Genomic DNA, 14531 nt, shown 5'->3' on the forward strand with positions numbered 1-14531 from the left:
CCCTATGAACGCCAACCTCAAAACTAACAGCGCCGTGCCCGTGACCATTCTCACCGGCTTTCTCGGGGCCGGCAAAACCACTTTGTTGAACCGGATTCTCAGCGAAGACCACGGCAAACGGATTGCGGTGATCGAAAACGAATTCGGCGAAGCCGGTATCGACAACGAACTTTTAGTGCAAGCCGACGAACAAATTGTCACCATGAATAACGGATGTATCTGTTGCACCGTGCGCGGCGACTTGGTGCGTATTCTCGGCGAACTCAGCGACGGCCGCGAATCCGGAGAACTCCAATTTGAGCGGGTCATCATTGAAACCACCGGTTTGGCGGATCCGGCTCCGGTTGCCCAAACCTTTTTCATCGACGAAAACATTGCCGAAAACTACCAGCTGGACGCCATCATCACCGTCGTCGATGCCGTGCACGCCCACCTCCAGCTAGCCGAACACCACGAAGCGCAAGAGCAAGTCGGCTTTGCTGATCGCATCCTGCTATCTAAAACCGACCTCCAAGAACCGGACATTGTTTTAGATTTGGAAACCCGCCTCCGAGCTATGAACCCCAGAGCGCCAATCAAACACGTGCATTTCGGCCAAACTGAACTCGGCGATATTCTGGATATCGACGGCTTTAACCTGGATGACATTTTGAAAATCGAACCGGATTTTCTGGAAGACATCAGCCACAAGCACGAGGACGACATCCGTGCCTTGGTCTACCAAACCGACCGGCCTCTGGATGCCGCGCGGATTCTGGCATTCCTGAACATCATGATCCGCGACTACGGCAACGACTTGCTCCGCTACAAGGGCATTCTTAACATCGCCGGCTGCGAACAAAAAGTGATTTATCAAGGTGTGCATATGCTGATGACCGAGACTTTCGGCAACCCTTGGCAAGCCGATGAAGCACGGGAATCGAGTATGGTGTTTATCGGTCGCAACTTACCCAAGGAGGATATGCTGGAGGCCTTGGCTTCTTGCCGGGTAGGCGTTTAGACAAAGTCGCTGAATGGGTTTTTGGGCACTGGGCAGATGGCCAGTCACCAGTTGTCTTTGACGTTCCGGTTCAAAAAACAGGCATAATTCGCTTTTACAGATAACCGATCCGAATAGGTAAATTAAATTTGTATTCGCTTGGACCTCGTAATCACAGCTTTTCATGAAGAAAGCGGCGACCTTTTGAAAATGCCCGATCCAGACAAAATCCCTATTTTTGTGCTCACCGGCTTCCTCGGCAGCGGCAAAACCACCTTGTTGAATCGATTTTTGGCTGACGGGGTAAAGACCGCTGTGGTGATAAACGAGTTCGGCGAAATACCGGTCGATCAGGATTTGTTGGCAAACCAAAATCTGCCGCTGACCGTGCTGTCCGGCGGGTGTCTATGCTGCAAGGTCAAAGGCGCGTTGGCGCCCACGTTAAAAAACCTGTGGATGACCTGGGAGCAAGCGGCAAGCAAGCCTTTCGCACGCATGATTATCGAAGCCAGCGGCATCGCCAGCCCGGAACCGATTCTGGATACTCTGTTGCGCGAGCGCTGGCTGCCTGGCCGTTATCATTTGCAAAACGTCATCACTACCTTGGCTATACCCTCGGCTGCAGCACAGCTGGACAGTTTTGCCGAAGCGCGGGCGCAGGTGGCTTGGGCCGATACCTTATTGCTGACCCATGCCGACGTAAGCAATGCCGACCAGCAAGCCGCGTTGGCAACCCGCTTGCAAGTTCTAGCGCCGGCCACGCCCAGACTGACGGCAGAAGACTTTCATGCACTTAGCCTGCTGACTAAAGCAGGCCCAAGCTTGCGCCGCTTGCCTCCTGCCGGCCCGTTACCGGTACATAACTTTCGCAGTATCTCGCTGCATCTGGAACAAATTCTGCCCTGGCAGCACCTGCAAACCCTCCTCCAACAGCTGCTTAACCGCCACCCACAAGACTTATTGCGCATCAAAGGCGTGGTTTATCTTGCCGAACAAACCGAACCGATGGTGATTCAGGCAGCCGGCACTCGACTGTACCCACCTACCCCATTAACCGCCAGAACAAGCGACGACGGCCGCAGCCGGCTGGTATTCATCGTTAACGGCGAGCCAACGGCTTTTGCTACCGATCTAAACAAGGCTTTTGTTCCGCTGCTTAGCGGGAACGCTATCAAGCTGCATTGATTTATTAAACCAAACGGCATTTAAGGACCGGGGTGACAATGGCCCAGCGGGAATCCACGCAAACCCAGTATCCGGCGGCATTTTGTATTACCATAGCCCAGGGCATTAGCAAATTTATCCGGGAGGCGGCATATGCAAGGCGACAAACAAGTCATAGCTCACTTAAACGAATTGCTGGCAGGCGAACTGACCGCAATAGACCAGTATTTTATTCATTCCAGGATGTATGAAAACTGGGGCTTTACCAAATTATACGAACGCATCAATCACGAGGTTCAAGACGAAACCAACCATGCGGATGCCTTGATCAAGCGAATTTTGTTTCTGGAAGGCACACCGGATTTATCCAAACGCGAACCGCTGGCAGTCGGCACCAACGTGCCGGAGATGCTGAAAAACGATCTGGCGGTGGAATACAAAGTGGTTGCGGATTTGCGCAAAGTCATCGCCTATTGCGAAACCGTGCGCGATTACCAAACACGGGAAATTCTGGAAGTGATGCTGGACGACACCGAGGAAGATCATGCGCACTGGCTGGAAAAACAATTGAGCTTGATTGATATGATTGGTTTGCCAAATTATCTGCAATCGCAAATATCCTGACTCGGCACTTTGCACAGCAATAGCCGCAGTCGCTTTTAGTGACTGCGGCTTTTTTATGCCAGCCGCTACCGATTGACAGCCCATAGTTTTAAAACCTCACTCAGCTTACAGCCTTACAAATCCGCAGCTTGTAAAAGCAATAAAGCGGCTTGATAGTCGAACGCTTCGATTTGCCTGGCAAAATCCGGATATGCAGCCCCCAATTTTGACCGCAGCAACACGGCGTATTCCCGCGCCAAACGGCTGGCTTGCGCATCGCCAATTGCCAAAAGACTTGCCAGTGCAGCTACGACTTGGCGCATATTTTCCGCATCGATAATTTCCTCATCCGCGTCGCTGCTTGCCGGTTGGGAAGGTAAATCCAGGATAGCGCGAACCAAATGCGTCAATTCGCTATCGCACAACGCCGCCAACTCCATGCAGACCGCCAAATCGCTGCTCTCGGCTATCGCCCGGTCCAATTTAGCCGCCAAATCGGCAACCTGTTTGGCACCCAGCGTGCCGGCAACGCCTTTTAAGCAGTGACTGATGCGTTTTGCTTCGGCGGATTTGCCATCAACCAAGTAGGCCTGAACTTGTTTCAAGTCTTCATTGTGGGCATCGGCAAACATGCTCAACAATCGTTGATATTTATCCACGTCGCCCTTCACTACAGCCAGGCCTTGCTTGGTGTCCAGGCCGCTGATGGCCAGCAAAGCCGGCGGCAGCGTATCGTCCGTTGCCCCTGTTTTTGCCGAAAAGCGCCCTGCCTCCGCTTTATCGGGCCTCAGGGGACGCGGATCAGAACGCGGTGCCAACCAGCGCAACAAGGCCGCGTAAAGATCTTCCGGAATCACCGGTTTAGCGACAAAATCGTTCATACCCGCAGCGAGCGAAACATGCCGGTCTTCCTCAAACGCGGCGGCAGTCATGGCCAAAATCGGCAAGCCGGCAAAACTCGGCTGCGCACGTATCGCCCGCGTCGCCTCCAGACCGTCCATTTCCGGCATCTGTACATCCATCAACACCAGATCGTAGGCGTTCTCGCCGATTTTTTCGAGGGCGATTCGCCCGTTCTCGGCGGTATCCACTGCCAAACCCACGCCATGCAACAACTCCAGCGCCACTTCCCGATTGATCGGATTATCTTCCACTAAAAGCAAACGCGCGCCGGCGTAATCTCGGCGTAACGCCATTTCCGCGTCGACGGGCTTTTCACTGGGGTGTAAAGGCATGACGCCGTGCCCGCGTTGAACCAGGGCGGTAAACCAAAAGCAACTGCCTTCGCCCAATACGCTATCGACGCCGGCATCGCCGCCCATCATATTCGCCAGACGGCGGGTAATCGCCAAGCCCAAGCCTGTCCCGCCATATTTGCGGGTGGTCGACACATCGGCCTGGGTGAAAGCCTGAAATAAACCGGCTTGTTGCTCCGCTTCTATACCGATTCCGGAATCGTTCACCTCGAAGCGCAGCAGCAAGCCCGCGGCGGTTTCCTCCTGCACCATCGCCCGCAACCGGATCGAACCGCGTTCGGTAAACTTCACGGCATTGGTGGCGTAGTTGAGCATCGCTTGGCGCAGACGCATCGGATCCCCGCGCAGCCATTGCGGAACGCCCTGCCCATCCACCTCTATGCTCAAGGCCTTGGCCCGCGCCTGATCGGCGATAATGGAACGAATGTGGTCCAATACCGCCGCCAGGGAAAAATCGGTTTGCTCCAGCTCCAGCCGGCCGGCTTCGATCTTCGATAAATCCAGCACGTCGTTAATAATCGACAATAGATGTTGGGCGGCGCCATCGATTTTGTCCAAACGCTCGCTTTGTTCCGGATTGGGACTGCTTTGCCGCAGCAAATAAGTCAAGCCGATGATGGCATTCATGGGGGTACGAATCTCGTGACTCATATTGGCCAAAAAGGCGCTCTTGGCTTGATTGGCGGCATCGGCCAACAGTTTCGCCGCTTCCAGTTCGGCCGTGCGGCTGGCCACTAAATCTTCCAGGTGGTGCCGATACTGATCCAGCTCCAGCGCCACACGTTTCTTCTCGGTGATGTCTTCCTGTACCGCAACAAAATGGGTTACGATGCCGTCGGCCTGACGGATTGGCACGATAATGGCAAATTCCACATACTCGCTACCGTCCTTGCGTTTATTGATAAATTCGCCTTTCCAGGTCTGACCACAGCCCAGTGCGGTCCACAGCGCCCGATAATTTTCCGGCGGGGTTTTTTTCGATTGCAATATGCGCGGATTACGGCCGATGACCTCGTCGCGCCGGTAGCCGCTCACCTGCAAAAACGCCTCGTTAACGTATTCGATATCGCCGTTCAGGTTGGTGATGATAATACTGGCCGGACTTTGTTCCACCGCCTGCGCCAACTTACGCAGTTGCTGTTCGGTTTGTTTGCGCTCACTAATATCCAGATTGACCCCAAACAGCATGATCGGTTTACCCGCGGCATCGTATTGCGCACGGCCCTTGCTGCTCAGCCATCGCGTTTCGCCGGTTGGCAAAATATAGCGAAACTCCACCTCGAACGCCTCGCCACGCAAAATGCGGCTTTCCCACTGTGCATCAATCAAATGCTGATCGTCCGGATGCACTCTTGCGCGCCAGTCGGCGTTGAACCGCACACTGCCGGGTTCCAAGCCATACAGCCGCTCGCATTCCGGCGACCAATAACCGCGATCATTGACAATATCCCAATCCCAAATCCCGACATGCGCCCCCTCCTGCGCCAGCATTAAACGCCGTTCGCTCGCGCGCAAGGCTTCCGCGGCAGCTTCCGCGCGCTGGCGGGCCGCGATGGCATCTTCCATCAAATTTAAGGCCGCCAGTTGCGCCTGATGCTGCTCTAACAGCGCTTGCTCCTGGCTTTGCCGCAAGGCCTGCTCCGCTTCACGCCTTAACCGGCGTTGATCGCGTTCCTCGACCGCTCTGAGCAGGGAAGGCACCAAGCGGACCGGATTGTCCTTGTACACGAAATCGACCATCCCCAGCCGTAACAACTCCATCGCGACTTCTTCGCCGACACTGGCGGAGACCAGAATAACCGGCAAATCTTTACTGTGCGTTTGAATGAATTGCAAGGTATCGCGAATATCCATTCCCGGTACCGCGTAATCCGACAGCACCAAATCCCAGTCGTCTTGCAAAGCCAGCGCCAGCGCCGCGCGGCTATCTATCCGCCGGCATGCCACGCTTAGGCCGTTCTGCTGCAAGTGGTGCACCAGGGCCAGATAATCAGCCTGTAATTCTTCGATAATCAGTAATTTCAATTCAGGATTCATAGACCCATCACGATCATCATGGCGGCTAAGTAATACGCAAACCGGGCGCGTTTCATCCCGGCACATTCCCAACCGGGTTTGTGCCGGCTTGCTCAATAAACGCCAGCGGATAGGGGCGTTCCTGTCCCAGTTGCCCGGACAGCTCGTTGATGGTTTGTTTCAATGCGATCATATCCATTTCCCTGCCGACCATGGCTCTGTTGAAACGCTGCAGGGCCTCAGTTTGCTCGCGTAGCGCAACCTCGGCGGCTTTGCGCTCGCTAATATCTAAGGCATAGGCCACACGCCTGATGGATTTGCCGTCGCCGGATTTGATAATAGTCACGTCTATCATCACCGGAAAACGACTGCCGTCCTTGCGTTGATGTTCCGCCTCAAATACCCCATGACAGGTCGAATCCAGAATATTAATCTGCTGTTTGATCTGTTCGACCCAATCGGCCGGATACACCGTCATGACCGGTTTGCCGATCAATTCTTCTCGGGCGTAACCACGCTCCCTAGCAAATACCGGATTCACAGCCAAGAACACATTGCTCTGCGCGTCGGCAATCGCCAGTCCGAATTCGGCATTTTCGAATGCTTGCGCCCAGAGCTTGAGTTCGTTTTCAGTATTTTTACGTTCGGTAATATCGATACAAACCCCAAATACCCTTTGCGCCCGGCCCATATCATCGTAACTGGCTCCGCCCTTGCAATTTAGCCATCTGAAACGCCCCGGCTCCGCTTGCACCCGAAAATCAAAATCAAAAGTCCGATGCGCGGCAACCGCTGAATCTCGAAAATGCTCCAACTCGGCCAAATCGTCGGGATGCACGCGCTGGGAAAAAGCCGAGTAGTCCCCGGAAAAAGCGCCTGGCGCATAACCGAACATCGTCTCAAGTTCCGGAGTCCATTGCACTTTGTCGTTATCAATATGCCAATCCCAGATGCCGATATTGGCAGTACTTTGGGCCAGACGTAAGCGCTCCTCGCTTTCGACCAAGGCCATTTCCGCCAATTTGCGCTCGGTGATATTGGTGTGAGAAACCACCGCGCCGCCTTCCCCAAATCCCAAAGGCGTGACAACCATGGCAAACCAACGCTGCTTCTGTGCGGAATGGCAGGCATATTCATACCTGAAGCGGGGAAGCCGGCCTTCCAGCACCGCCGACAATCCGTTGAATACGGCCTGCGACCCTTGCCGATACGGACCCGATGCCTGCTGGCAAATCTGCAAATAATTGGTGCCTATGCTGCAAATATCAGCGGATTGCCCGCATGCCAGAGCATCATCCTCGGCAAACTGCTGCCAGGGTCGATTGACGGAGACAATCACACCATCGCGGTTCAGCACGGCGATGTTGGCGCTCACCGAATCCAAAATAGCCCGCTTAAATTCTTCGCTTTCGCGCAGCGACGCATTCGCCGCTTCAAGCGCTTTGCGGGCCGCCAGCGCATCTTCCATCAAATTGAGTGCGGCTAGCCTGGCCTCGCGTTGCTTTTCCAGGGCCACCCGCTGCGCCTCTTGCAGCGCAAGTTCGGCTTGTTTACGTGGGGTAACATCCTGCACGGTACCATGCAAAGCCACGATATTAGCCTGCTCATCACGGACCGCTTCGCCGCGGGCCACTACCCAGCGATGCAGTTCGCCATCGTTCTGCAATTCCACCTCGCATTCATAAGGCAAGCCGTCGCTACAAGCCTGAGCTACGGCAGCTTGCAAGCGCTGCCAGCTATCGGGCTTAAAATACCGCCCAACCTCGTCATAGCCGGCTGGCGGTAAATGAGGGGCGCGGCCGAATAAACTGTATATCTGCTCCGACCACTTCGATTCGCCGGTGCGCAAGTCCCATTCCCAACTGCCCAAGGCGGCTAAACGCTGAGCGACTTTCAAAGCCATCTCGCTTTCATGTAGCGCCAGTAACGCTTGTTCACGCTGTTCTATGTTTTCCATGAGCAAGATAAAACACGCAGGGCTACCATCCGGCTTACGCGCCACGGAAGCGCTTAATCTAATCCAGACAACACTGCCGTTCTTATGAATGAAACGCTTGTCTCCGGAAAAACTATCTATTTCACCTTCACCTGTCGGCATCTGCAACAAATCGCCAAAATCCTCCCAATAGGTAATGTCCGAAAAATTGCTGCTTAGCAATTCTTCCAGGCTATAACCCACTATCTCGCAAAATTGGCGGTTAGCCTTCAGCCAGCGCCCGTCCGGTGCCAATAAACAAATGCCTATCGCCGCTTGTTCGAACGTAGTCTGAAATAGGGTTTGGCTAACCTGCAGTTGGTCGCGCGCGTCCAGCAATTGTTGCCAGTGAGCATTTTCGCGTTGCCGAGTCCGCAGCAGGAATTCGCTGAGCAGGCTGATTAAAACACCATTGCCAATCAATAACGTCCATTGCACTACATCGTAAGGGCCGGCAATTGCCAAGCTGCGATAGGGAGGCAACAGTTGGAAATCGCTGACCATCGCCGCCATCAATGTCGCCAATAATCCAGGCCCCAAGCCGCCGAACAAGGCACTCACGACCACCGGAAACAAAAACAACAGCAACATCGGGCGCTCGCCAAAGGATGCCGGCAAACTCAGGCGGATTGCCAGCGCGGCCAATACCAGGACCACCGCCGACACGTAGGCGAGTCTATGGCTGCTCCGGTAACGGGAAGGCACCAACGCGGAAAAATCGCCCAATGGCAACTCGGGGATACTCATAAACGGTCTTCTTCCGCAACCGATGTATCGCCGCCCATTAACCCGTCCGCATTGCTTACTGATATTCCGTCCGGTTTGAGAGGGTCCAAGCCGGATTCGGTGTGAACTTCAGCAAAATCATGACCAACAGCACTTTCGGGTTGGGTTGAGAGAAACGCCAATGTATAGGGGGGCTGGCGACCAAGCTGCGCATACAGATCATTGACCTGCTGCTTTAAATTAACCATGTCCAGCTCGCGGCCAACCATGGCCCGATTAAATCGCTCCAATTCATCATTCCGCGCTTTTAATTCCGCGGCCTGGAGATTAAGTTGATCTTCGGCGGCTTTGCGGGCGCTGACATCCAGAATAAAACCAATCACCGCAGGCCGGTTTTTATAATCGAAGCTGCGGCCATGGACTTCAACATGAATGCAGTGGCCGTTTTGGTGCAAGCCTTCGAAACGGTAGTTAAGGTCTTCAATCTCGCCATCAATCCGTCGGCGCAAATTTTCCAACACCATCTGCCTGTCCTGCGGACAGACCAGATCGGCCACTGTTTTGCCGTCGATAATATCCTCGGTCCACTGATAGCCGAAGATCCTGGCAAACCCTGGATTCACGTAAACAAAGCGTGCATCTTGAATAATATAAATGCCGGCCAGTGACTGTTCCACCAAACCGCGAAAGCGCGCCTCGCTCTCGCGCAGCTTCAGCTCGGCCTGTTTACGTTCGGTAATGTCCCGCGAGATACCGAACACCCCGATGGTTTTACCGTTTGCATCGCACAGCGGGCCTTTGGTAGTCAAGAAAGTTCTTGATCCGAATTGGGTGTCCAGGGTTTCTTCTTCCGTCAGCGTGATATTTTCCGCCATTACCCGGCGGCTAAACTCTTTCAAGTGCTCGGCCTGATGCGGCGGAAATAGCGCGCTATCGTCCTGGCCGATAACTTCCTCGACCGGCTTGCCGACAAAATTAGCGGCGGCGGTATTAAACAAAATATACCGGCCGTCTAGGTCTTTGGCATAGATCGCGTCCACGGACAAATCGGAGATTGCCGCTAATAAATCAAGCGCCCGCAAACGCTCCGCTTGCGCCTTCTGCACCGCCGTGGCCAAGGCCAGGCTCTGACTTTGCCGCAACAGATAAAAACCGGCGCAGACGATAAAAATGGTCAAACTACCGACACAAACAATCCAGACGACTTCGCTTCTGGCTTTGCTGTAGATTTCGACCTTATCCAACTTAGTCAGTAACAGCCAGTCGGTACCGCTAATCGCCTGTACCAGACCGATGACGGAGACATTACGGTAATCCTTGGCTTCCAGGATGTTGTCGAGACTAACCGGACTTTGCAGCGCCTTGCCGGCCAGCAAGTTAGGCGTGTTGAGCGGCAAACGCAGCGAAGCAGCCGCATCAGGGCGAAAACGCAGCGGATTCAGATAGAGAATCTTATCGCCGGCACGCCGAAACAACAAGGTTTCGCCGCTGCCGCTCGCCACAGGCCAACTCTCCAGAACCGGAAACAGCCACTCGCTGAGATCGATATGTAAAACAATCAGCGGCGCCGCTACCGGCTGCGCTGTCAGCGGCACCACCAAATCCAGCAGGACGCGCCCGCTATCATCTCTGTAGGGATTAACTAATTGGATTTGCCGCGATTTGGTCGACAACTCTGTAAGTTTTAGCAGCTCAGGCAACAGCGTGGCGGGAGCTTTCGCGGAACGCCATAAGCGTTCGCCATCGGGTCTAAGCAGACTGATAGCCGTGACGCCCCAGCTTTTGCGAAATTGTTCCAAACGGCTTTGCAGGCGTTCGGCACTTTGCAGATCCCCATCAATCTGCCAACGATGATACAAGTCGATGATAAATTCGCTGGTTTGGATAAAATCCGCGTCGCCGCGCCGTTCAGTCAGCCAGTCGCTGATTTGCCTGGACTTGAGGCCGGCGACCGCCTGAAGCCGGCCGAACTCTTCTTGGGTGTGTTGCTCGATCGTCAGCGCCGCGCTGGCAGCCATCAAAGCCAGGATGGCGACTATCAATAAGCCCAGCGACAACCAATGGCTACGCGGTGCCTGGGGAACGGTTTGCGGTTCGCTGTTTCGACCAAACCAGCGCCGCATCAAACCGTAGAGCAATAAAGAAGTCACCAATACATAAACCCAGCCTTTCAGCATGCTGGCTAGCGTCAGCTGGTCCGGGTCTTTGAATACGTGGTGTACCAATTGATCCGATACCAAAATCCAGCTGGCGGCGAAGATGGCGTATACCAGTACGACGGCTAAGACGCTTTTGCGGCTGACCTGCGCTGAGTTTGATGGATCGTTATTCGACTGCATGGGCTTGCAAAGTCTAATTAATGGTCGAAGCCGTACAAAAAGGACACGCCGTTGACCACAGCTGTTACCGTGTTGCCGTTACCTTGATATTCCAGACGATCAAAGCTCATCAATCTGGCCATCGCGATACCGCGGCCATGCAAATCGAACACCCGTTCCGGGGAAAAATCCAGGAAGTCTTGCCAATCGAAACCATCACCCTGGTCTTGAATGGTGAACACCAGCTTATCCGGCAGACGCTGGAAATGCACAGTAACAAAACGCCGGCTGAATTCCGGGAGTGTCAAACGTCTTTGAATTTCCTCCAGCCAGACTCCCGCCAGCATCAATTCGCCTTTTTCCGCATAAGAAACCCCCAGATTACCGTGCTCGACCGCATTGACCATCAACTCCTGCAAACCCTGGATGACGCGCTCCGGCTCCGGACAGGATTGGGCTAAACAATGACTCAACACCTTCGCTTCATCGAGATCGCGAAAACGAAATACGGCGGATTGCACTAGTGCCAAAGGACGCCCGGCGCGATTGGCTGTTTCGGACATTTCCTGCAACTCACGGCGTTGTTGCAGTGCGGCATTGATCACGGCGATCAAGATTTCCGGTTGAATCGGTTTGGTCAGATAGTAATAAGCCCCCTGACTAAGCCCTTCCTGGATGCTTCTTTTGTCGCTGCGGGCGGTCTGCAGAATCACTGGTATGGCAGCCAAGACCCGATCTCCCTTGATCAATCGCAGTAATTCCATACCGTTCATCCCCGGCAAGCCCCGGTCCAACAGCACCAGGTCGTAGCCCATCCGGTCGTGCTGCAATGTTTCCCAGGCAATGCAGCCATTTGCGCAAACCGTCACCTGAAAGCCCTCGGCAGCGAGTAAATCCCGAATGATGATGGCGATGATTTCCTCGTCTTCAACCAACAATATACGAGCGTGTTGCGTCATGACTCATTTACTCCGGGATTGAATCGAGATGGCGTTGGGCAATAGCGCAGAATGAATCGAAATCGGCTAAAAATGCATCGGCTATGTCCGGATCAAAGTGGCGACCACGTCCCTCAGCAATAATAGTCTTGACTTCAGCAAAAGCCATGGGCTCTTTGTAAACGCGCCGGGAAATCAAGGCGTCGAATACATCCGCCAGCGCCATAATCCGCGCGGAAACCGGAATGGCATCGCCGGCCAACGCCTCCGGGTAGCCGCTGCCATCCCACTTTTCATGGTGCCAATGCGCGATTTCCTTCGCCAAAATCAGAAACTCCACCGAGCGCGTCGCATCGCGTTCGGCCATTTCTATCGCATCGCTGCCCAATTTGGCATGGGTCTTCATCACCGCCCATTCTTCGGGAGTGAGTTTGCCTGGCTTTTGCAGGATCGCGTCCGGTATCCCAACTTTGCCGATATCGTGTAGCGGCGCGGAGCGTGTCAGCAATTCGATGTAATGATCGGTCAATGTCGCGAAAAAGCGCGGATGGCTCTGCAATGCAAGCGCCAAATGCTGTACGTAACCTTGGGTGCGCAAGATGTGGTTGCCGGTTTCCGGATCGCGAATTTCCGCCAGATGCGCCAAGGCGCGAATGCTGACTTTTTGAATCAACTCGTTTTCGCTCATCCGTTTCGCTATTTCCATTTCCAAGTAGGTGTTTTCGTCGCGCAACCAATCTCTGGCCTGCTTTAACTCCAACTGGGTGCGGATCCGCGCTAAAACGATGGGTGGCAGAATGGGTTTGGTAATGTAATCGACCGCGCCGACATCCAATCCATGCAGTTCGGACTCCATGCTGTCCATCGCCGTGACGAATATCACCGGAATCGTGCGCGTAATGGGATCGGCGCGCAGATGCTCGAAGACTTGGTAACCGTCCATGCCCGGCATCATCACGTCAAGCAAAATCAAGTCCGGATAAGGCTGATTGGCGGCCATCTGCAAGGCTCTTTGCCCGGAGGTAGCGACGCGCACGCGGTATTGCGGTTGCAGTAATTCGCTGATGACGGTGAGATTTTCCGGAGAATCATCGACTACCAAAATGGTTTTGCTTTTAGTATCCAACATACTTCCCCCGAGAACGGCCGATTATTGTTGTTATGGCCTGAAGAAAATTCATCAATTTTGCTAGTTTACATAGTGAAATGAACAATATCCCGATAATAAACGGAATTACCAAACCTGAGGTATTTCGATAGAAAAGCTGCGGCAAGTGCCTCAAATTTATAACACAATCCGATACCAACAAGTTTTCTCAGGGGACAAAAGCCGCCACGCTCGCCTATTGAACTCAAAACGACAACTCCACTGGCTTGCGGAACGAAAAGGACCGATAATTCCGCCTTTTTTCATTTGCCGGATTTGCATGGAATTCAAACTCAAAGCCACCGATGGTCACGCCCGCCGCGGTCAACTGACTTTTGCCCGCGGCGTGGTGGAAACCCCCATCTTCATGCCGGTCGGCACCTACGGCGCGGTAAAATCGCTAACCCCGGAAGATTTAAACGCGCTAGGTGCACAAATCATTCTCGGCAATACCTTTCATTTGCTGCTGCGACCCGGTATGGAGGTGATGAAAGCCCACGGCGACCTGCACGACTTCATGCGCTGGCAAAAGCCTATTCTGACCGACTCGGGCGGCTTTCAGGTATTCAGCCTGGGCGCGTTGCGAAAAATCAGCGAACAAGGCGTGACATTCAAATCGCCGGTCAACGGCAGCAAAATCTTCATGGGCCCGGAAGAATCGATGCAGGTGCAGCGCGATCTAGGGTCGGATATCGTGATGATTTTTGATGAATGTACCCCATACCCGGCCACCTATCAAGAAGCCGCTGACTCCATGCGCTTGTCCTTGCGTTGGGCGGAACGCAGCAAGCGTGCGCATGAAGGTAACTCGTCTGCATTGTTTGGTATTGTGCAAGGCGGCATGTATCCGCAATTGCGCGAAGAATCCATCGCCGGCTTAACCGACATCGGCTTTGACGGCTATGCCATCGGCGGCCTGTCGGTCGGCGAACCCAAGCACGAAATGCTGGCGACACTGGATGCAATTCACCAGAAAATGCCGGTGGATAAACCCCGTTACTTGATGGGCGTCGGCACCCCGGAAGATCTGGTGGAAGGTGTCAGGCGCGGTATCGATATGTTCGATTGCGTGATGCCAACCCGCAACGCCCGCAACGGCCATTTATTCACCCGGCACGGCGTGATCAAAATCCGCAACCAGCAATACCAATTTGATACGCGGCCCTTGGACGAAGAATGCAGTTGCTACACCTGCCGAAACTACTCGCGCTCTTATCTAAAACACTTGGACAAGTGCAAAGAAATGCTGGGCTCCAGGCTCAACACCATCCACAATCTGCACTATTACCTGGAGTTGATGCAAGGTTTGCGGGACGCGATTGACGGGCAGACTTTCGATGAATTTGTTGCGGCGTTTTACGACCAGCGCGACAGCCGCGGACCGGTTTAAAAACCGCCGTTACGTTTCA

At 53.9% G+C, this 14531-nt stretch carries 9 protein-coding genes; 4 read left to right on the plus strand and 5 right to left on the minus strand.

Annotated features, from left to right (window positions below):
- Nucleotides 1-4: 4 nt before the first annotated feature.
- The 3 genes from DDY07_RS11275 (at nucleotide 5) to bfr (ending at nucleotide 2767) form a co-directional block, all read left to right on the plus strand.
- Nucleotides 5-1000, plus strand: coding sequence for a GTP-binding protein (locus DDY07_RS11275; protein WP_171695962.1), 996 nt, complete (start codon nucleotides 5-7; stop codon nucleotides 998-1000).
- A gap of 189 nt (nucleotides 1001-1189) precedes the next feature.
- Nucleotides 1190-2164 carry a GTP-binding protein gene (locus DDY07_RS11280; RefSeq protein WP_171695963.1) on the plus strand — a complete coding sequence of 325 codons (975 nt, stop codon included), beginning with the start codon at nucleotides 1190-1192 and terminating at the stop codon, nucleotides 2162-2164.
- Between the two features lie 132 nt (nucleotides 2165-2296).
- Entirely contained in the window at nucleotides 2297-2767 is a 471-nt protein-coding gene (bfr, locus tag DDY07_RS11285) for a bacterioferritin (RefSeq protein ID WP_171695964.1), read from the plus strand.
- A 113-nt stretch (nucleotides 2768-2880) separates the two neighbouring features.
- On the opposite strand, the gene DDY07_RS11290 is transcribed toward bfr, so the two are convergent.
- From DDY07_RS11290 to DDY07_RS11310, 5 genes are read right to left on the minus strand one after another with little or no spacing between them, the layout of a single operon-like run.
- The gene (locus DDY07_RS11290; RefSeq protein WP_171695965.1) at nucleotides 2881-6039 is read right to left on the minus strand and encodes a response regulator; all 3159 of its coding nucleotides are present in this window, start codon (nucleotides 6037-6039) and stop codon (nucleotides 2881-2883) included.
- 52 nt (nucleotides 6040-6091) lie between these two features.
- The gene (locus DDY07_RS11295) at nucleotides 6092-8740 is read right to left on the minus strand and encodes a PAS domain S-box protein (protein ID WP_171695966.1); all 2649 of its coding nucleotides are present in this window, start codon (nucleotides 8738-8740) and stop codon (nucleotides 6092-6094) included.
- On the minus strand, nucleotides 8737-11058 hold the full coding sequence (locus DDY07_RS11300; RefSeq protein ID WP_171695967.1) for a PAS domain S-box protein: 2322 nt from the start codon (nucleotides 11056-11058) through the stop codon (nucleotides 8737-8739). The genes DDY07_RS11295 and DDY07_RS11300 overlap by 4 nt, the downstream gene beginning before the upstream one ends.
- A gap of 17 nt (nucleotides 11059-11075) precedes the next feature.
- Nucleotides 11076-11996: a response regulator gene (locus DDY07_RS11305; RefSeq protein ID WP_171695968.1), complete on the minus strand. Its 921-nt coding sequence runs from the start codon at nucleotides 11994-11996 to the stop codon at nucleotides 11076-11078.
- Nucleotides 11997-12003: 7 nt separating this feature from the next.
- Entirely contained in the window at nucleotides 12004-13104 is a 1101-nt protein-coding gene (locus DDY07_RS11310) for a two-component system response regulator (RefSeq protein WP_033155397.1), read from the minus strand.
- 283 nt (nucleotides 13105-13387) lie between these two features.
- Between DDY07_RS11310 and tgt the strand changes: the two genes are divergently transcribed.
- Nucleotides 13388-14512 (plus strand): tRNA guanosine(34) transglycosylase Tgt, encoded by a 1125-nt coding sequence (gene tgt / locus DDY07_RS11315; protein WP_367650917.1) that lies wholly within the window; start codon nucleotides 13388-13390, stop codon nucleotides 14510-14512.
- The last annotated feature ends 19 nt before the right edge of the window (nucleotides 14513-14531 follow it).

The sequence above is a fragment of the Methylomonas sp. ZR1 genome (assembly GCF_013141865.1).
Classification (GTDB): Bacteria; Pseudomonadota; Gammaproteobacteria; order Methylococcales; family Methylomonadaceae; genus Methylomonas.